Annotated in this window: 17 protein-coding genes; 4 read left to right on the top strand and 13 right to left on the bottom strand. The window is 64.6% G+C overall.

Annotation, left to right across the window (positions count from 1 at the left end; translation table 11 throughout):
• Positions 1-1,080 (top strand): cryptochrome/photolyase family protein (locus tag ACESL9_RS07345; RefSeq protein WP_372674660.1); only part of this gene is annotated, 1,080 nt, incomplete at its 5' end.
• Between the two features lie 34 nt (positions 1,081-1,114).
• Here the strand turns inward: ACESL9_RS07345 and ACESL9_RS07340 are convergent.
• The 9 genes from ACESL9_RS07340 to pcaD all read right to left on the bottom strand — a co-directional run bounded on the left by ACESL9_RS07340 (position 1,115) and on the right by pcaD (position 12,615).
• Complete coding sequence (locus ACESL9_RS07340) at positions 1,115-3,613, bottom strand: cation:proton antiporter (protein WP_372611311.1); 2,499 nt, start codon at positions 3,611-3,613, stop codon at positions 1,115-1,117.
• 167 nt (positions 3,614-3,780) lie between these two features.
• The gene (locus ACESL9_RS07335) at positions 3,781-5,340 is read right to left on the bottom strand and encodes an AMP-binding protein (RefSeq protein WP_372611309.1); all 1,560 of its coding nucleotides are present in this window, start codon (positions 5,338-5,340) and stop codon (positions 3,781-3,783) included.
• A 138-nt stretch (positions 5,341-5,478) separates the two neighbouring features.
• Positions 5,479-5,838: an ArsR/SmtB family transcription factor gene (locus ACESL9_RS07330; protein WP_372611307.1), complete on the bottom strand. Its 360-nt coding sequence runs from the start codon at positions 5,836-5,838 to the stop codon at positions 5,479-5,481.
• Positions 5,839-5,894: 56 nt separating this feature from the next.
• Positions 5,895-7,127: a mandelate racemase/muconate lactonizing enzyme family protein gene (locus ACESL9_RS07325; protein WP_372674659.1), complete on the bottom strand. Its 1,233-nt coding sequence runs from the start codon at positions 7,125-7,127 to the stop codon at positions 5,895-5,897.
• 74 nt (positions 7,128-7,201) lie between these two features.
• Positions 7,202-8,284, bottom strand: a complete 1,083-nt coding sequence (locus ACESL9_RS07320; protein WP_372674658.1) for a Zn-dependent alcohol dehydrogenase — start codon at positions 8,282-8,284, stop codon at positions 7,202-7,204.
• 82 nt (positions 8,285-8,366) lie between these two features.
• Entirely contained in the window at positions 8,367-9,578 is a 1,212-nt protein-coding gene (locus ACESL9_RS07315) for a TCR/Tet family MFS transporter (RefSeq protein WP_372611301.1), read from the bottom strand.
• 92 nt (positions 9,579-9,670) lie between these two features.
• The gene (locus tag ACESL9_RS07310) at positions 9,671-11,017 is read right to left on the bottom strand and encodes a lyase family protein (protein WP_372611299.1); all 1,347 of its coding nucleotides are present in this window, start codon (positions 11,015-11,017) and stop codon (positions 9,671-9,673) included.
• Positions 11,017-11,724 carry an alpha/beta fold hydrolase gene (locus ACESL9_RS07305; RefSeq protein ID WP_372611297.1) on the bottom strand — a complete coding sequence of 236 codons (708 nt, stop codon included), beginning with the start codon at positions 11,722-11,724 and terminating at the stop codon, positions 11,017-11,019. Before ACESL9_RS07305 ends, ACESL9_RS07310 begins: the two co-directional genes overlap by 1 nt.
• A gap of 96 nt (positions 11,725-11,820) precedes the next feature.
• Entirely contained in the window at positions 11,821-12,615 is a 795-nt protein-coding gene (gene pcaD / locus ACESL9_RS07300; RefSeq protein WP_372674657.1) for a 3-oxoadipate enol-lactonase, read from the bottom strand.
• Between the two features lie 171 nt (positions 12,616-12,786).
• Between pcaD and ACESL9_RS07295 the strand changes: the two genes are divergently transcribed.
• The gene (locus ACESL9_RS07295; protein WP_372674656.1) at positions 12,787-13,752 is read left to right on the top strand and encodes a hypothetical protein; all 966 of its coding nucleotides are present in this window, start codon (positions 12,787-12,789) and stop codon (positions 13,750-13,752) included.
• A 16-nt stretch (positions 13,753-13,768) separates the two neighbouring features.
• Here the strand turns inward: ACESL9_RS07295 and ACESL9_RS07290 are convergent, their stop codons facing one another.
• From ACESL9_RS07290 to ACESL9_RS07280, 3 genes are read right to left on the bottom strand one after another with little or no spacing between them, the layout of a single operon-like run.
• On the bottom strand, positions 13,769-14,758 hold the full coding sequence (locus tag ACESL9_RS07290; protein WP_372611291.1) for a threonine/serine dehydratase: 990 nt from the start codon (positions 14,756-14,758) through the stop codon (positions 13,769-13,771).
• On the bottom strand, positions 14,740-15,558 hold the full coding sequence (locus tag ACESL9_RS07285; protein WP_372674655.1) for an alpha/beta fold hydrolase: 819 nt from the start codon (positions 15,556-15,558) through the stop codon (positions 14,740-14,742). The genes ACESL9_RS07290 and ACESL9_RS07285 overlap by 19 nt, the downstream gene beginning before the upstream one ends.
• Positions 15,536-16,246 (bottom strand): haloacid dehalogenase type II, encoded by a 711-nt coding sequence (locus tag ACESL9_RS07280; RefSeq protein WP_372611287.1) that lies wholly within the window; start codon positions 16,244-16,246, stop codon positions 15,536-15,538. Before ACESL9_RS07280 ends, ACESL9_RS07285 begins: the two co-directional genes overlap by 23 nt.
• A 162-nt stretch (positions 16,247-16,408) precedes the next feature.
• On the opposite strand from ACESL9_RS07280, the gene ACESL9_RS07275 reads away from it, so the two are divergent.
• On the top strand, positions 16,409-16,837 hold the full coding sequence (locus tag ACESL9_RS07275; RefSeq protein WP_372611285.1) for a peptidylprolyl isomerase: 429 nt from the start codon (positions 16,409-16,411) through the stop codon (positions 16,835-16,837).
• Positions 16,838-16,896: 59 nt separating this feature from the next.
• Complete coding sequence (locus tag ACESL9_RS07270) at positions 16,897-17,493, top strand: hypothetical protein (RefSeq protein WP_372611283.1); 597 nt, start codon at positions 16,897-16,899, stop codon at positions 17,491-17,493.
• Positions 17,494-17,643: 150 nt separating this feature from the next.
• On the opposite strand, the gene ACESL9_RS07265 is transcribed toward ACESL9_RS07270, so the two are convergent.
• Positions 17,644-18,636 (bottom strand): NADPH:quinone reductase, encoded by a 993-nt coding sequence (locus ACESL9_RS07265; RefSeq protein WP_372611281.1) that lies wholly within the window; start codon positions 18,634-18,636, stop codon positions 17,644-17,646.
• Positions 18,637-18,687: the final 51 nt, after the last annotated feature.

Raw genomic sequence — 18,687 nt, 5'->3', positions numbered from 1 at the left:
TTCTATCGCGAGATGCGGCGCAAGACCGGTTTGATGATGGAGGGCGACAAACCGGCGGGGGGCAAGTGGAATTTCGACCATGACAATCGCAAGCGCGCCGCGCACGACCTGTTCGGGCCCGGGCCGATCCGGTTCGCGCCGGACGCGGTGACGCGGGAGGTTATGGACCTGGTCGCGGCGCGGTTCGGGGACAGTTTCGGCGATCTCCACCCGTTCTGGTTCGGGGTGACGCGGGGCGAGGCGCTGCGCGCGCTGGATCACTTCATCGCCCATGCCCTGCCCGGTTTCGGCGATGTGCAGGATGCGATGCTGACAGGCGACCGGTTTCTCAACCATTCGGTGCTGTCGATCTACCTCAATATCGGTCTGCTGTCGCCGTTGGAGGTGTGTCAGCGGGTCGAGGCGGCATGGCAGGCGGGGGATGTGCCGATCAACGCAGCCGAGGGCTTCATAAGGCAGGTGATCGGCTGGCGTGAATTCGTGCGCGGCATCTATTTCCGCGAGGGGCCAGATTACGTGACGCGCAACGCGCTGGGCCATGACCGGGCGTTGCCCGCTGCGTTCTGGGGCGGCGAGACGCGGATGGAGTGCCTGCGCGCGGCGGTGGAGCAGACCCGCGAGGAGGCTTATGCCCATCATATCCAGCGCCTGATGGTGACGGGTAATTTCGCGCTGCTGGCCGGGGCCGATCCGGGGGCGGTGCATGAATGGTATCTGGCGGTTTATGCGGATGCGTTCGAATGGGTCGAAGCGCCCAACACGCTGGGCATGAGCCAGTTTGCCGATGGCGGGGTTGTGGGCTCGAAACCTTATGCTGCATCCGGCAATTACATCAACAGGATGAGCGATTATTGCGGGTCATGTGCCTATGACGTAAAGGCGCGCCCGGGGCCGGGGGCATGCCCGCTCAACCCGCTATACTGGCATTTCATCGACCGTCATCGGGCGCGGTTCGTGGGCAACCCGCGGATGGCAACGGTCTATCGGACCTGGGAACGGATGCCGGAGGCGCGGCGCACCGCGATCCTTGCCCAGGGTGAGGCGATATTGCGGCGACTGGAAGCTGGCGAAGTCGTTTGAGCAGGGTGCATGCGGGGCCTGCGAGCGCAGGCCACTAAGCGGAAAACAGTTCGTCCGGTTCGATGCCGCGCTTGTGCGCACTTGCGCGCACTGCGTCCTGGAGGGCCGTGCTGCGTTTCAATAGTCGACGGAAGCGCGCCTCGTCGAGGACGAGCAGCGTCGAGGGCACGAGTGCCCGCGCCTCGGCGCGGCGGACCTTGTTCATCAGGATCGACATTTGTCCGAACATTTCGCCACGCCCTAACCGCCAGGTCTGGCCGGCAGTTTCCAGTTCTACTGCACCGGAGGCGATGAAGAACACGCTTTTGGCGGTGCTCTCCTTGGCGAAAATGACCTCACCGGCGTTGATGTAGCGCGTCTTGAGAACCCGCCCCAGGCGCTTGAGCGCGGTTTCGTCCAGATCTGCAAAAACCGGGAACTGGCGGACCAGTTCGACCCGTTGCAGGGCGATATCGAGTCTTGGCCGGTCCTCGGCGGCAGCGCGTCGCGCGTCGAGGTCCTGCATCAGCGCGGTGTATACCTCGGCACCGATCAGCCCGTCCTCGCGCATCGCCGTGTATTCCCGCTCCTCAAGGCGCAGTGCCGTGCGCCGGATGAAGCGGCGTTCGAGTTTCTCAGCGTAGCCGGGATATTGCAGTCGGAGCCCATCGAGCGACGTCTCGACCATCTCGATCCGCCGCGTGAGCAGTTCGCGCAGCAGATCGGCCACGCGACGCCCGTGGATGCGTCGGATACGACCGTTGATGAAGGAGCCGAGGTCACGCAGGATGAGGCGATGCGAGAGCAGAAGCTCGAACCGGTCGGCGGTCATCCGGGCGAGAGGTTCGGACAGGCCGAGCCGGGAATGCAGGCGCACGGCAGCCCGGAAGACCCGGCCATAGGCGACGCTGCGACGTGCGGCGCGCTGGTATCCGCTGCGGCCGCCACTGCGTGTACCCTCGATCAGGCGATCGGCGACTGTCAGCACCTGTTCGGCCATTCGGGCCGATATCGTGCGTTCGCGCACCCGGGCCAGTATGGTGTCACGTTCTTGCCCTGCCAGCGCGATCAGGCCAAGCGTGATGCGGTCACGATCGAGTATGTCGGCGCTTTCTTCGGCGGCCTTCACCGCCGCGTCCAACCGCTGGCCGAAGCGCTTGGCTTCGGAGCGAACGGTGTCGTGGCTCAGTTCGTAGTTTTCGGTGGTGCGCGCCACGTCCTCGCGCACCGTCTGGAGTGCGACGGCGACCACCTGTCGCGACAGCGCCTCGTCGATGGGTGACAGGCGGTCGAGCCCAAGCCGTGCGATGACCCAGCGCAGCGTCGTGCCCTGCACGATCAGTGTGAAAAGCGTGAAACCGGTGGCGAGGATGCCCACAACGCGCTGGATTCCGTCGGGCACGCGGAAACTTTCGGTCACTGCGAGAGCAAGCGCCAAGGTCACAGCCCCTCGTAGGCCGCCCCAGAGGATGGCAACGCGGTAGGGCCGTTCCACCGCCGGCGAGAGGGTCAACATCGTCAGGAATGGGAGGAGGCCGAACAGGATGACGGCCCGCGCCGCGATAGCGGCGAGGATCACCACGCCGACCAGCGCGAAATCCTCGATGCGCACTTCCTCGAGAAGCCGCGGGATCAAGAGGGCGGCGAGAATGAAGATCAGCGCCCCCGCCCAATGCGCCAGCACGCCCCATAGCTCGCGCAGGTTTGCCCAGGCCTGTGGCGGCAGACGCCCCGGCCCGATCAGGTTCAGCGTCACCCCCGCAGCGACCACCGAGATCACGCCCGACGCGCCGATGCTCTGCTCTGCCGTTATATACGCCAGGTAGGGCAGTGCGACCGAGATCGAGATTTGCGCCAGTTCATGCCGCCTGAAGAGCGCCATGAACCACACGGCTATCCGCGCGGCCAGCCAGCCCGTGAAGGCGCCGCCGACGACGAGGAGCGGGAAGCGGGCCAACGCCTCGCCGAGGTCGGGGTCCGGGTTCCCCAGCATCACGAAGCCCATGAACAGGCCGAAGAGCGCGATGGCCGCGGCGTCGTTCAGCAGGCTTTCGCCTTCGATGATCCGTGCCAGACGGCGCGGCGCGGAAATCGAGCGGAAGATCGAGACAACCGCGGAAGGATCGGTTGTCGACACGATCGCGCCGATCAGCAGGCAGGCCGCGAGCGGCAGCGCGCTGACCCATGACAGCGCGTAACCCACGCTGAGTGTCGCCACCACCACGGCCACGACCGAAAGCACCAGGATCGGCACCCAGTCGTCCAGCATCCGGCGCAGGTTCATGCCCAGCGTTGCCTGAAACAACAAGGTCGGCAGGAAGACATAGAGAAAGACGTTCGAGCGAATCGGCAGTCCTACAAGCGCCTCGGCCACCGGGTCCAGCGCATCCGTCAGTTCGGTCCGAAGGAAAAAGATCGCACCCGTCCCGATCAGAATGCCCAGGACAGCTAGTATCACGCTGAACGGCAGGCGCAGCCGCGCCGCAAGCGGTTCGGCTGCGGCGATCACCAAAAACAGCGATGCGATGACCGTGGTGACGAGAACGATTTCCATTTATCTGAAATAGCAGCAATTTCAGTCTGATGGAATCGAAAGGCACCGCGGCCAAGAGCCATGATACGGTCCTGACATCCGGGATGTGGCGGTGGCATGACCTAAATGGACCTCAGACCATGGCGAGATCAGAGGTCCATTTCGCCAGGCGTTCTGAAAACCGGCGATCAGCCCGAGGCGACTCGATCGCGCAGGAACCTCCGAAGAATCTTGCCGCTGGCGGATTTGGGGATCTCTTCGACCACTTCGAGCAGGCGTACCTGTTTGTAATGGGCGAGCCGGGTTTCGAGGTAGTCCTGGACCGACTCCAGCCTCGGTGGCTCGGTACCGGGTGATGCCACGACGAAGGCCATGGGCAATTCACCCGCATCATCGTCAGGGATGCCGATCACTGCGGCGTCGACAATCGCGGGATGCGTGACAAGTTCGGCTTCGAGTTCTGCCGGGGCGACCTGAAACCCCTTGTATTTGATCAGTTCCTTGAGCCGGTCGGTGATGTAGAGATAGCCATCTTCGTCGAAATGGGCGATGTCACCGGTGCGTAGCCATCCGCCCTCGACAATTGTTTCGGCGGTGGCTTTGTCATTATTGAGATAGCCCTTCATCACTTGTGGCCCACGGACCCAAAGCTCTCCGTCCTCGCCTGTGGGCATGTCCTCAAGCGTTTCGGGATTCACGATGCGGCATTCGGTATTTGAGATCGACACGCCCGAGGCGCCGGGTTTGCCCTTGCCCTGCGGCGAGATGTGACTGACCGGTGAAAGCTCGGTCATGCCGTAGCCTTGCGTCGCATTGGTGCCCAGCCGCGCCCCCATCGCCAGCGCCAGGTCGGCGCCGAGCGGAGCGGCGGCGGAATTGACCTGTTCGACATGGCCGAGGTCGAACTGATCGACCAGTGGATGCTTGGCCAGCGCCAGCGCCACGGGCGGGACGATCCAGAGGCGAGGGGTTTCATATTGCTCGACCAGTTTGAGATACATCTCCAGGTCAAAGCGCGGCATGGTGACAAGCCCGCCACCGGCGGCGAGATAGATGTTCATAAGCACTTCAAGCCCATAGATGTGAAAGAACGGCAGGAAGGCAACGGTCATCTCGCCCGGCTGCACATCGGCAGGGACGAGCGATTGGTCGATATTCACGACAAGGTTCTGATGGGTGAGCATCACACCCTTGGGCAGGCCGGTGGTGCCCGAGGAATAGGGCAGGGCGACGACCTGCTCGGCCACGTCGACAGGGACCTGTTCCTCCATCGGGGCACCCATGAGTTGTGTGAGCGGAACCATGCCCTCGGGCGCGTCGCCGATGATCACGATCTCGGTGACGCCGGTGCCCTTGATGGCCTCGCGCGCGGTGTCCGCGAACATGTCGATGGTCACGAGAACATCGGCGCCCGCATCGGTAAGCTGGTGGTTGACCTCATGCGCGGTATAGGTGGGATTGATCGTGGTCACGGTCCCGCCCGCCCAGGCGCTGGCGTGAAAGACTACGCAATATTCGGGAATGTTGGGCGCCATCAGCGCCACCACCTTGCCCGCGCCATACTCGCGCTGGGTCAACCCGCCGGCAAGTGACTTTACCCCGCCGATGAATTGGGCCCCGGTCATTGCCCGCCCCGATGGGCCGTCGATCAGGATGGTCTTGTCGGGGTCAATGCCCTCGAATACGCGTTGGGTGATGGACTTGTCGGTCAGCGCCACATCGGGGAACCGGCTCCTGTAGATGGTCATGGTGATCTCCTTCTCCTCCCGCTTTTTCGGGGGAGATTACACGCATGGTGCCACAGGCCAAGATGTTTCTCCTGCCCGGTGTGTGGGGGGCGTCGGAGGGTGACGCAAGGTCAGGATACTAGGGTGGCCTCGCCTGTTTCAGTCACAACTGTTCTGGTCGCCGGGCCGGGCGTCACCGGGGCCGCAGAAAAGCCGGTAAAGCAGGGATATCACCTCGTAGGTGCTCTCGTCCGCGAGGCTGTAATATATCGTCTTGCCGTCGCGCCGGGTCTTGACGAGTTCTTCCTCGCGCAGGCGAGCGAGCATCTGGCTCACCGCGGCCTGTCGGATGTCGAGCAATTCCTCCAGTTCGCCCACCGATTTCTCGCCCGAACCGAGATGGCACAGAATCATGAGCCGCCCCTCATGCGCGAGCGTCTTGAGATAGGTGGCCGCACTCGCGGCGCTGCGGGCCATTTCGGTGGGCGGTGCAGGGGGGGCCTTGGCGTACAAGCTCATGCTCCTTACTGGTGATCCATGCGGTATTTAGCATATGTAGGTGGCAAACGCCAAGATTACAGGTTTTTGACAGGTGCGCCCCCCTGAAAATTGTTGCCGTTCGCATAATCGCAGGGCGCATCCTGCATCTGAAGGTGCAGGCCCGTGCCGTTGTAGGGGTGGGCGCGGGCCAGCTTTTCGTTGACCTCGATTCCGAGGCCGGGGGCGGAGGGTGGCGTCACGAACCCGTTCTCGACCGAAATCGTGCCGCCGATCAGGTCGCGGTGAAAATCGGTTTCAATGGTTTCCAGAAGCAGGATGTTCGGGATCGAAGCGGCCAGCTGGATATTGGCGGCCCATTCGACGGGACCGGCATAGAGATGCGGAGCGATCTGGGCGTTGAAGACCTCGGCAATGGCGGCGGTTTTCTTCATTTCCCAGATTCCGCCAGCGCGCCCCAGCGCCGGTTGAAGGATCTCGGCCGACCCGGCGCGCAGCACGGCAGCGAATTCGGACTTGGTGGTCATCCGCTCGCCGGTGGCGACGGGGATGCGGACATTTCGCGCGACGCGGGCCATGTCCTCGATGTGGTCGGGCGGCGTGGGTTCCTCGAACCAGAGCGGCGAATAGGGCTCGATCGCCTGGCCCAGCCGGATCGCACCGGCGGTGTTGAACTGGCCATGGGTGCCAAAGAGAAGGTCGGCCCGGTCGCCCACTGCCTCGCGGATCGCCTTGCAGAAGGCGACCGAAGTCGAGATGTCGGACATGGCCGGCATGTGACCGCCGCGCATCGTGTAGGGGCCCGCGGGGTCGAACTTGACCGCCGTGTAGCCGCGCGCCACCGCATCCGCGGCGCTGACCGCGGCGGCGTCTGCGTCGGTCCAGAAGGTTTCTAGATCCTGATCGGGCAGGGGGTAGAGATAGGTATAGGCGCGGATGCGGTGGTTCATGCGCCCGCCTATCAACGCGTGAACCGGACGGTCACGGTCCTTGCCGAGGATATCCCAACAGGCGATTTCAAGGCCGGAGAAGGCGCCCATCACGGTCAGGTCGGGGCGCTGGGTGAAGCCCGAGGAATAGGCGCGGCGGAACATCAGCTCGATCTCTTCGGGGTTTTCGCCCTCCATGTGGCGGGTGAAGACGTCCGTGATGACATGTTTCATCGCCTCGGGGCCGACCGAGGCGGCATAGCATTCACCCCAGCCGGTAATGCCGGTGTCGGTGGTGAGCTTGACGAGGATCCAGTAGCGCCCGCCCCAGCCCGGTGCCGGGGGGGCGGTGACGATGATGTCGAGATCGGCGAGTTTCATGGACGTGGCTCCGTTGGGTGCGGGATTCGGAGCAACTTCGCCCGGGGGCAGCGCGGAACGCAACCCCGTGAGTGTCAGAACAGGATGACGTTGCGGCGCGCGCTGCCGGATTTGGTGTCGGCGATGGCGTCGTTGATCTGGTCGAGTTGCCAGCGGTTCGAGATCAGTTCGTCGAGTTTCAGGCGGCCCTGCTGGTAAAGGTCGATCATCCACGGGATGTCGCGGCGGATCACCACGTCGCCCATCTTGGAGCCGACCATGCCCTGGCCCACGGCGGCCATGACCACGGGAGAATATGTCGAGACGTCGGAGGAGTGGGGCATGCCGATCATCACCACCCTGCCGCCGCGGGCCAGATAGCGCGGCGCCGCGTCATAAGCCGGGATCGCGCCGACAGTGACAAAGACCGCATCTGCGCCGCGCCCCATCGCCTTCATCGCCGCGCGCCATGGTTTCGGGTCAGTGGCCAGCACCCCATCGGTGGCGCCGAATTCCATCGCGTCGGCAAGTTTCTCCTCGCTCATGTCCACGGCGACGATGCGCCGTGCGCCGGCGATGCGTGCGCCCTGGATGGCATTGAGCCCGACGCCGCCCGCGCCGATCACCACCGCATCCTGCCCGGCCTTGAAGTTGGCAGCGTTCACCACGGCACCGACGCCGGTGATGACCCCGCAAGACAGCAGGCAGGCCACATCCTTTTCCATGTCGGCGGGCAGTTTCACGATCTGGCTTTGATCGACGACGACCTTCTCGGCAAAAGCGCCGCAGGCCATGGCCTGGTGAAGAGTCGAGCCGTCGGGCATGGCGAGCGGCCCTAGGTCGCCGTTATAGGGCGTTTCGCAGATCGTCGGCTTGCCGCCTGCACAGGAGGGACAGGTGCCGCAGGCGCGGATCAACGTCACGAGCACATCGTCGCCGACGTTGAAATCGCGCACACCCGCGCCAACGGCGGAAATCTTTCCCGCGGCCTCATGGCCATATACGGCCGGAAGCGTGCCGCCCCATGCGCCTTCGGCGAAGGAGATGTCGGAATGGCAGATCGCCACGGCCTCCAGCGTCACCTCGATCTCGCCCATTTCTGGCGCGCGCAGATCGACGGTTTCGATGGTGAGCGGCTGGCCGAATTCATGGCATACGGCGGCTTTGATGGCGGTCATGGTGTTCTCGGGCCTCCTGTTGGATTTGCGCGCGAGACTGGCCCCATGAGGGGAGCATGTGCAAGTGCCAAATTGGGTGATTTCAGCGGCCTGACGAAACGGAACCGCGTGTGAAGAGCAACAGGCAAAGCGCCATCAGCATGGCGGCCAGCAGAAACGGCGCGCCGGGCAGGTAGAGTGCGGCGCCCTCGCGGGTGAAGGCGGCAAAGCTCTGGGTCATGGTCAGCGGGGCGATGATCATCGCCATGGAATTGGCCGAAGTCAGCACGCCTTGCAGTTCGCCTTGCGCATCGTCGGCCACGGCCTGTGACATCGCACCCTGAAGCGCGGGTAGGCCCACGGCCCCCAACGCGACCACGGGGATCAGGATCAGCAGCACGGTTCCCGAAGGGATGAAGGCGGTCATGATGAGCGCAACGAATTCTATCCGGAGCGCGAATATCACCGTGCCGCGGTAGCCCAGCCGCGCCATGGCCGGGCGCACGCCAAAGCCCTGCACCAGGCCGAAGAAAAGCCCGTAGATGCCCAGAGACAGGCCGATCGTCGCCTCGGTCCAGCCAAAGCGCAGGGTTGTGAAATAGGCCCAGATCGCCGGATAGACCATGCCCGCCACCTGGTATAGGAAATAGACCGCGAGGATTGGACGCAGCCCGGGGAAGGCGGTGATCGAGCGCAGCGCCCCGAACGGGTTGGCGCGCGACCATCGGAAAGGGCGGCGAATCGCATCGGATACCGTTTCGCGCAACACCAGCGCGCCAAGCCCGGCATTGGCCAGCGCAAGCGCCGCGGCCGCCCAGAACGGTGCGCGCGTGCCGAACTCGGCCAGCAGGCCGCCGAGCACGGGTCCGAGCACGAAACCGAGGCCGAAACCTGCCCCGACCAGCCCGAAACGGGCGGCCTTCTCATGCGGTTCGGAAATGTCGGCCATATAGGCGTTGGCGGTGGAGTGGGTGGCTGCCGTGATCCCGCCGACCACCCGGCCCGCAAGCAACAGCCAGATCGAGCCGGCCAGTGCCATGACCACGTAATCGGCGGCCATTACCACGAGCGAGATGAGCAGAACCGGCCGGCGCCCGAAACGATCCGACAATGCGCCGATAAGCGGCGCAAAGAGGAACTGCATCACCGCAAAGGCGGTCGAGAGCACGCCACCCCAAATGGCGGCCTGCGCAATGCTGGTGCCCTCGACCTCGGCAATCAGCGCGGGCATGACCGGCATGATGAGACCAATTCCCATGGCGTCGATCACCACGGTCAGAACAATGAAAAGAACGGACAGGCGGGCGGTGGGCATGAGCGGGGGTCACGGTCGCAAGGATTGGAATACACGAAATCCATTGGTTTGGCGGGGCCTGCGCGGTGTGGATGGCCCCGGGCAAAGTTATGTCATTCCGACGCTTGCGGTTCAGGCAGGGCGCGGACCGCATCGGCAAAGCGACGTGCGGCAACGGGGGCCTCTCCCAGTTGGCGGATTAGGTCGAAGACGGCCGAAAGGTCGAGGTCGGGATGCGCTTCGCCTGCGAGATCGCGCAGGGGGCGACCGGTTTCGGAGACCTTGCTGCAGAGTGCCTTGACCTCGGCCTGGGCCTCGGGGCGGGGCATTTTTGCCGCGAGCGCGAAGCTGAGCGCCTCAGCATGGATGAGACCCTGGCCTTTGATCAGGGCGGTGGTCATCGCCTCGGGGAGTGGGATGAGCGTTTCGGCAAGGTCTCGGGCGTGTTCCAGTGCCGCCGCGCCGCCAAGGCAGAGCTGCGGCAAGGCCAACCATTCGGTGAACCAAGCCGGACCGTCGCGATCGAGCCGGTGCAACCCCGCGCCCTGGATCGCAGCATTGAGCGCAGTGCCCTGTGCGGCGAGCGCGGCAAGCACGCCGGGGCCGACCGGGTTCTGTTTTTGCGGCATGGTCGATGAGCCGCCCGAGCTGCCGAGCCGGACCTCTCCGATGCCGGTCATCGCGAGCGTGGCCATATCCTCGCCCATCTTTCCGAGTGCCGTGTTGAGCCGTGCGATCCAGCCTGCGATCATAAGGATCGGGGTGCGGTCAGTATGCCAGGAACGCCCCGGATCGGTAAGGCCCAGCGCTGCTGCCAGCGCTGCGCGTGTCTCGCCCGCCTTGTCCCCCAGCGCTGCGCCGGTGCCTGCCGCGCCCGAAAGCGAAACCCAGAGATGCGCGCGCAGGGAGTCGAGCTCGTCCAGCAGCGCCAGCAACGGGACCCCCCATGCAGCGGCGGTCGCGCCAAAGCTGGTCGGGGTGGCGTGCTGCCCCCAGGTGCGGGCGGGCATGGCAAGATCTGCATGGGCTTCGGCCTGCCTTGCCAGTGCCGCGAGCACCCGGCGCAGCGCAGTTTCATAATGCGAAAGGACCTGTTTCAGGCGCAGCATCAGCGCGGTGTCGATGATATCCTGGCTGGTGGCGCCCCAGTGGACGAACTGGGCATGGTCGGGCGCTTCAATCGCATTGCGGAAGGCGGCGACGAGGCCCGGCACGCTGACCCCGTTCTGGCCCGTTGCATTGGCCAAACCGGCCGGATCGATCTGTACTTCCATCGCGGCCCGGTGGAGAAAGGCGCCCGAGGTTTCGGGAATCACGCCCAAGCCGCCCTGAACCTTGGCCAATGTCCCTTCGACGATCAGCATGGCGCGAATCTCGGTGCTGTCGGTAAAGAGGCGGCCGACCTCGCCAGTGGGAAAGAGGCGGGTGTAAAGCGGGCTGTCAAAAACGGACCCGGCCATCAGTGTGCGATCCTTGCCAGAAGGGCCGCGAGTCCCTCGGGGTCGGCGAAGAAGGGGGAATGCCCGTTGGGTATTTCGTGAACATCGGCGGCGGGCCATTCCTCGGTCATCGTGACCTGGAATTCGGGCGGGATGGTGCGGTCATCCATGCAACGGATATAGCTGTGCGGGACCGAAGCGTATTTCTCGCCCAGCGGGCAGGGGGTTTCCTGTGGTGCGACGGCCTGGGCGCAGAGGCGCGTATTGGCATAGCACTCGGTGCCCTCGGGGCAGTCGTGATAGAAAACCTCGCGGGTCTTGGCAGGGTCGACACGAAAGCTCTTGCCATCGGCGGCCCGGAGCAGGGCCGGAAGGAGCGGCTGATAGGGGGCCTCGCGGCGCCTGTCGGCCATGGTCTTGTCGCCCTCTGGGACATAGGCGCAGAGATAGATCAGGCGGGCGATCTTCTCGGGGGCCTGTTCAGCAGTGAGCGAAATCGGATAGCCCGCCATGGAATGCCCGACAAGCGTCACAGGGGTGTCGATGGCCGACAGGATCGCGTCGGCATAGGATTGCAGGGTGATGTCGGATATCGGCGTGAGATCACCGCCATGGCCTGGCAGGTCGATGGCCCGCGCGCGGTGGCCGAGCGCCGTCAGCTCCGGGATCAGGTCGCGCCAGCACCAAGCGCCGTGGCAGGCCCCGTGAATGAGCAGGAAATCGGCCATCTCTGGTCTCCGCTGTCTTGTTCCGGTTCAGAATGCGCGCATTGCGCCGCTATATGGCGTTCGGTCATGCAAAAGGCAATGCCGGGGGCAGGGGCTTCAGCGCGCGATATGGCCGATCTCGCGCAGGAAATCCGTCAGAAGTCGGGCATAGGCGTCGGGCTGTTCGACGCAGGGCAAATGGCCGGCGCGGCGGATGAGTTCGAACCGCGCGCCGGGAATGAGGTTCACGGTCTCGCGGACCAGATCCGGCGGCGTGGAGCCGTCCTCGCTTCCCGCGATGCCAAGGCAGGGCAGGCGCAACCCGGAGGTCGGTGTGTAGAAATCGGTGCCCGCGATGGCGGCGCAACAACCGGCATATCCCTCGACCGGCTGGCGCGTGAGCATGTGGCGCCAGCCCGCGAATTCGCTCGTATCGCGGAACGGGCGCGAGAACCAGCGTTCAAGGATGCTGTCGGCCAGCGCCTCGATCCCGCCCGCGCGCACGGCGGAGATACGCTCTTCCCACATCGTGGGTTGGCCGATCCTGGCGGCGGTGTTCGAAAGCACTATGGCGCGCACCAGGTCGAGCCGTTTGACGGCCAGGCCCTGCGCGATCATGCCGCCGATGGATAGCCCGACGAAGACGCAATCGCGGAGATCGAGATGGTCGAGCAGGCGTTCGGCGTCGCGTACCAGCGAGCCCATTGCATAAGGGGCTGGAGGGGCCGAGGAGAGCCCATGTCCACGCTTGTCGTAGCGGACGAGTTTCAGCCCGGCGTGCAACCGGTCCACAACGTCGTCCCAGAGCCGCAGATCGGTGCCGAGCGAATTGGCGAAGACCACTGGCGCCCCATCCGGGTCGCCGTCGATGCGATAGTGGAGCGCGACGTCTTCGAATTCGACCATCTTCATGGGGTGCGTATCCTCGGGCTGCTTGAGGCGAGGAATGGCGCGTGCGGTGCGGTTTGTCAAATTCGGGCACGCTCGACCGGCTCGCTTGCGCCATGCCTTCGGGGTTGATCTCGGGTGTTCCAGCGGTCAGGGTCGGGCCTGTTCGAGCAGTGAATTAACGAGAGGTCCGACATGCAATTCTCCTTTGCCCGATCCTTCGAGATCATGCGGCGGACGGCGCCGTTCATCGTGCTGCGCGTTCTCGTCTATTTCGGGATCGCGGTGGCCTATGTTCTGGTCACAGGCACCGGGGCCGGGATCGGCTGGGGTGTCGGCGCATTTGGCGATGCGGATTTTCGTGCCACGAGCACGTTCTGGGGCGGGGCCATCGGGTTTGGTGCAACGGCCGCGGTGCTGTATTTCCTGCGTGAATACATCCTTTACATTGTCAAGGCCGGGCATATCGCCGTGATGGTCGAGATGATCGACGATCGCCCCCTGCCCGGGGGCAAGGGCCAGATCGCCCATGCGCAGGACATCGTCAAGGATCGCTTTGCCCAGGCCAACCTGCTCTTTGCGCTCGACCAGATCATCAAGGGCGTGATAGGTGCGATCACCGGCCTGGTGCGTGGGCTGGCCTCGATCCTGCCGATTCCGGGTGTGGACGGCCTGATGCGGGTCGTGCGGGCGTTCCTGCGGGTCGCCGTGGGATTGATCGACGAGGTGATCCTGGCCCATCTCATCCGCCAGAACCCCGACAATCCGTGGTCGGGTGCGCGCGACGCGTTGGTGCTTTATGGACAGAACGCGCGCCCGATGCTGGCCAACGCGGCTTGGATCACGCTGGTGAGCTATGCGCTTGCTTTCGTGGTCTTCCTCGTCATGCTGGCCCCGGCGGCGGCGGTTGTCTATCTCATCCCCGGTGGCTGGTCGGCGGGCGGGTTCGTCTTTGCCATCCTGTTCGCATGGGCGGTCAAGGCAGCGCTGATCGAGCCCTTTGCGCTGGCCTGCCTGTTGCAGGCGTTCTTCAAGGTGACGGACGGGCAGACGCCCGACCCTGAATGGACCGCGCGCCTTGACGGGGCCTCGAATAAATTCAAGGAGCTGGGCACGCGCGCTGCGAACTGGGCCGGCGGCAACAGGGGCGTGGAAAGCTGAGGTTTTCAGGGCGGCGTCAGCCGCCCAGCCGCGCCAGTGCCGTGCCAAAGAGATCAGGATCGACATTGCCGCCGGTGGCCACCGCGATCACGCTGTCGCCTTCGATCGCGTCGGGGTGAAACAGCGCGGCTGCCAGTGCGGCGGCGCCGCCCGGTTCGACCACGATCTTGAGCCGAAGGAATGCGAGCGCCATGGCGTGCAGAACCTCGTCTTCGGTCACGACGATGCCGGGGCCGCACAGGCGGCGCATGATCGGAAAGGTCAACTCACCCGGGCTGGGTGTCACGATCGCATCGCAGATCGAACCGGCCATGATGGCGTTGGTTTCACGCTGGCCGCTGGCCAGTGAACGGGTGGTATCGTCAAAGCCATGCGGCTCGCAGGGGCGGGCGCGCAGCCCCGGTGCCTCGGCTTCCAGCGCGAGGGCAATGCCGGAGGTCAGACCGCCGCCGCCGCAACAGACCAGCACATCGGCCCGTTCGATGCCCGCCTCGGCGGCCTGTGCGGCGATTTCGAGGCCGCAAGTGCCCTGACCGGCGATCACCTGCGGTTCATCAAATGGTTTGATGAGGGTCAGCCCGCGTTCTTCGGCGAGGCGGGCGCCGATGGCGTCGCGATCCTCGCCCGTGCGGTCATAAAGCACCACCTCGGCGCCCAGGGCGCGGGTGTTGTCGATCTTGAGCCGGGGGGCATCGGCGGGCATGATGATCACCGAGGGCACGCCATGAAGGGCGGCTGCATGGGCCACGCCCTGTGCGTGGTTGCCGCTTGAAAACGCGATCACGCCGCGCGCCCGGATGCCCGGATCGAGCGCGGAGACCGCCGACCAGCCACCGCGGAACTTGAAGCTGCCGGTATGCTGGAGACATTCGGATTTGACCAGCAGGCGGCGCCCCGCGATCTCGTCCAGGAAGGGCGATGAGAGCAACGGTGTGTGGCGTGAATGGCCGGAAAGCCGCGATGCGGCAGCGCGGATCATTTCTATATTCACAGACGTTTCATCCATTGACGCAGGGCGGCGAGGCTTTCGGCCTCGTCGAGATAGGGGATATGGCCGCGATCGGGCACTTCGGCCACGATCAAGTCGGGGCGGCGGCGGCGCATCTCCGCGAGAGTTCGGGGTGCGAGAGTGTCGGAATTGGCCCCCCGGATCACCGCGAGCGGTAGCCCGGCCAGCGCGTCGAAGAGGGGCCAGAGGTCAGGGGCGGGCTGGGCTGCGGCTTCGAGGACGGCATCGCGCAGCCGTGGGTCATAGGCGATGCGCAGGCCCTCGGGCGTTTCGTCATAGAGTCGGGCGATTTCCGCGCGGAAGCGTGATTCGGGTACATTGGCAAAGCCGCGGATGACATCCGGCCAGACCCTTAGCAAGTCGCTGTGGGTCTTGTGGGCGGGGTTGCGTCCGATATACGTCAGGATCGCGTCAAGCCCGCGCGGGTCGATCTCCGGTCCGACATCGTTGAGCGCGATCCCTGCCAGGCGGTCATGCGCGGTGGCGGCCAGCACCATCGCGACGATTCCGCCGCGCGAGGTGCCGAGGATCGCCACCCGGTCGAGTCCGAGATGGTCGATGAGTTCGAGCGCGTCGCGTGCCTCGATCGCTGGCGTGTAGGTCGAAGGATCGCCCCGGTCGGAGCGCCCGCGTCCGCGCGCATCGAGCCGGATCAGGCGGATACCGGCGAGATGGGGCGCGACGAAATCGAAATCGCGCCCGTCGCGGGTGAGCCCGGCAAGGCAGAGCAGGGGCTGGCCCTCGCCCTCGTCGGTGAAATGCAACGCGAGGCCGTCAGAGGTTGTGAAACTTGCCATGATCCGGGTCTGCGAGTTGCGGGATGCGGGTGAGGTCGGGCAGCTGGTGCATTGGCTGTCCCGGCAGGCGATCCGTCGGTTCGCCTGCGCGGTTGACCCATGCGGTGGTGAAGCCATAGGCGGCGGCGCAGCAGGCATCCCAGCCGTTCGACGACACGAACAACACCTCGTGCCGCTCACAGCCAAAGCGTGCGCCGACAAGATCATAGACTGCGGCGGCAGGTTTGAAGATGCCGACCGAATCGACCGAGAGCACGGCGTCGAGCCGGTCGCCGATACCGGCCGATCGAACGGCCGCGTCGAGCATGTCGGTCGAGCCATTGGATAGGATCGCGGTGGCGATCCCCATCGACTTGAGCTGCGCCAGCATGTCGGGCACTTCGGGATAGGCGGTGAGCTCGCGGTAAAGCTGGAGCAGGCGGTCGCGCAGATCGGTGTCACCGGCCAGTCCGGTGGCCTCGAGCGCCCAGTCGAGCCCATCGCAGGTCACGGACCAGAAATCGGTGTGATCGCCGGTGACGGCGCGCAGCCACGTGTATTGCAACTGCTTGGTGCGCCAATGTGCAGCCAGGGCGGGCCAGTTGTCGGCCAGGGCGGCACGCCCCGGTTCGGCCGCGGCCTCGCGGGCGGCGGCGGTGATGTCGAAGAGCGTGCCATAAGCGTCGAACACGGCTGTGGTGATGGTCATGATCTCCTCCCCGGCGCAAGGTGGCACGTACGCGCGCGCGGGTGAAGCGAAAACATGCCCAGTTTCGCTGCCCGGCCTGTTTGCAATCAATCCGCACGACCGTTAGGGTCAGGGCTCATTTACTTGAGGAAACTGTTCGAAACGGACGGAAAAGGAGCTGATATGAGCCAGGTCAAGAAGGGCGATACCGTCCACATCCATTATACCGGGACGTTGCAGGATGGCAGCGTCTTTGATTCTAGCGAGGGTCGCGACCCGCTGGCATTCACCGTTGGATCGGGCCAGATCATTCCGGGTCTCGACACCGCCATGGAAGGGATGAGCGTGGGCGACACGCGCCGAGTTGAAGTGCCCAGCGACCAGGCCTATGGCCCGGTGCAAGAGGAGGCCCGCCAGGCGGTGCCCCGCGCAGATATTCCCGACGAGATCCCGATGGAGGTGGGCACGCAGGTCAATGCTCAGAATCAGGACGGGCAGGTCATGACCCTGACCATTCATGACGTGACCGACGATCACGTGGTCCTGGACGCCAACCACCCGCTGGCGGGCAAGGACCTTGTTTTTGACGTGGAGCTTGTTGCGATTGGATGATTCCGGTTCGGGGTCGTCCGTGCTAGGCTGACCGGGTGAAACCGTGAAAGGGTTCCCCGATGTCGGCAATGGAAGATATCCTGAAGCGCATACACGCGCTTCAGGAGGAGCTTGAAGACGAGATTTCGCGGCGGGGCGAGGCGTTCCGCTATAGTCTTGAGAATGGCCGGGTTGAATTCGAAGCCGAGGCCAAGCGACGGCACCGGGCGCTTCGGGTGCGATGGCTGACATTCCTGCGACGCACCCGGCCGATGGTCGTGCTGACAGCTCCGGTGATATATTCGTTGATCATACCTTTCGTGCTGCTGGATCTTTTCGTGACGATCTACCAGGCGGTGTGTTTTCCGGTTTACGGGATTCCCAAGGTTCCGCGGCGCGATCATATCCGCATCGACCGGCATCATCTGGCCTATCTCAACTGGCTGCAAAAGCTCAACTGCGTCTATTGCGGCTATGGCAATGGGTTGATCTCCTGGGTGCGCGAGGTGGCCGGGCGGACCGAAGCCTACTGGTGCCCGATCAAGCATGCCGGGCGGGTCGGCGACGTGCATCCGCATTATGTCGGCTTTCTGGACTACGGCGATGCCGAGAACTTCGAGTCCGGCCTGGCGCGGTCCCGCAAGGCGGTACAGCAGGTCGATGAGGGCGATGAGTAAAGGTGACGCCTGGCGGCGTCGCTCAATGAGCCCGGTCCCGCCTGCGGCAGGTCCGGGCGGCGGAGTTTGTCGGCAGGGCACGCTTTCAGGTCATGATGGCGCCTGTGTTGGTGGCAGGCCGGTGAGTATTTTTTCCTGGAAAGAGCGCGATCAGGTGCAATCAAGCAAGATCGCGCCGTGCCGGCCCGCCTGTTCGACGGCAATGTGGGCGGATGCCGCCTGTTCCAGCGGATAGGTGGCATGGAAACGAGAGGTGAGTGCGCCCTCGGCCAATGCGTCATGAAGTTGCTGGATACGCAATGTGCGCTCCGCGTCGGGCAGGATATAGATCAGCGTGATGTCGATCTTGATCGCCTTGAAAAGCAGAGGGCCAAAGGGAAGTCTCGGTGTCATGTCGGCCGCCGAGCCATAGGCGGCGATGGTCGAGAGAGGGGCCATCACTCGCGCCAGCGTTTCGATATTGGTCCCGAATTCGCATTCGACGGCGCGGTCGATGGCATGGCCGTCGTTCGCGGCGAGGATACGCTCGGCGAGATCGGGGGCGCGATAGTCGAGCACCGTTTCGGCGCCGGCCTCTAGCGCGTGGCGGGTGGAGGTGCCGGGCGAGGCAGTGGCGATGACCCGTGCGCCTGCCCAGCGGGCAAGTTGGATCGCGAGATGGCCCACTGAACCGCCGCCGCCGGAGACAAGGAGTGTTTTCCCGGCGATGTTGTCACCACCCAAAACTGCCTGCGCGGCAGTGAGGCCAGGGATGCCCAGGGTTGCGCCCGTTTCGAAGCCGACGCCGTCGGGCAGGGGAACGGCCTGATCTTCCGGGATGGAGATGTGGCTGGCAGCGGTGCCATGCGGGCGCTGCCATTGGCCATTCCAGATCCAGACGCGCTGACCTTTGCGGGCCGGGTCGACACCGGCGCCGGTGGCTTCGATCACGCCCGCACCATCGGAATGGGGAATGATGAGGGGAAACGGTGGCTTGGTAACGCCCGGCCGGGAGCCTGCGCGGGATTTCACATCCGACGGGTTGACGCCCGAGCGGTGAAGTCGCACCAGGACTTCGCCAGCGGCGGGATCAGGCGTGGGTATGTCTTGCAAAGAAAGAGCGGTCTCGGCGGGGCCGAACTCGGTGTAGGTGATAGCGCGCATCTGGTATTCTCCTTGCCGTGTTTCGCGGCAGGAGATCGCCAATTCGCACGA

This window comes from Aquicoccus sp. (genome assembly GCF_041686535.1).
Taxonomy (GTDB): domain Bacteria; phylum Pseudomonadota; class Alphaproteobacteria; order Rhodobacterales; family Rhodobacteraceae; genus Aquicoccus.
This window is presented reverse-complemented; position numbering and strand designations above follow the sequence as displayed.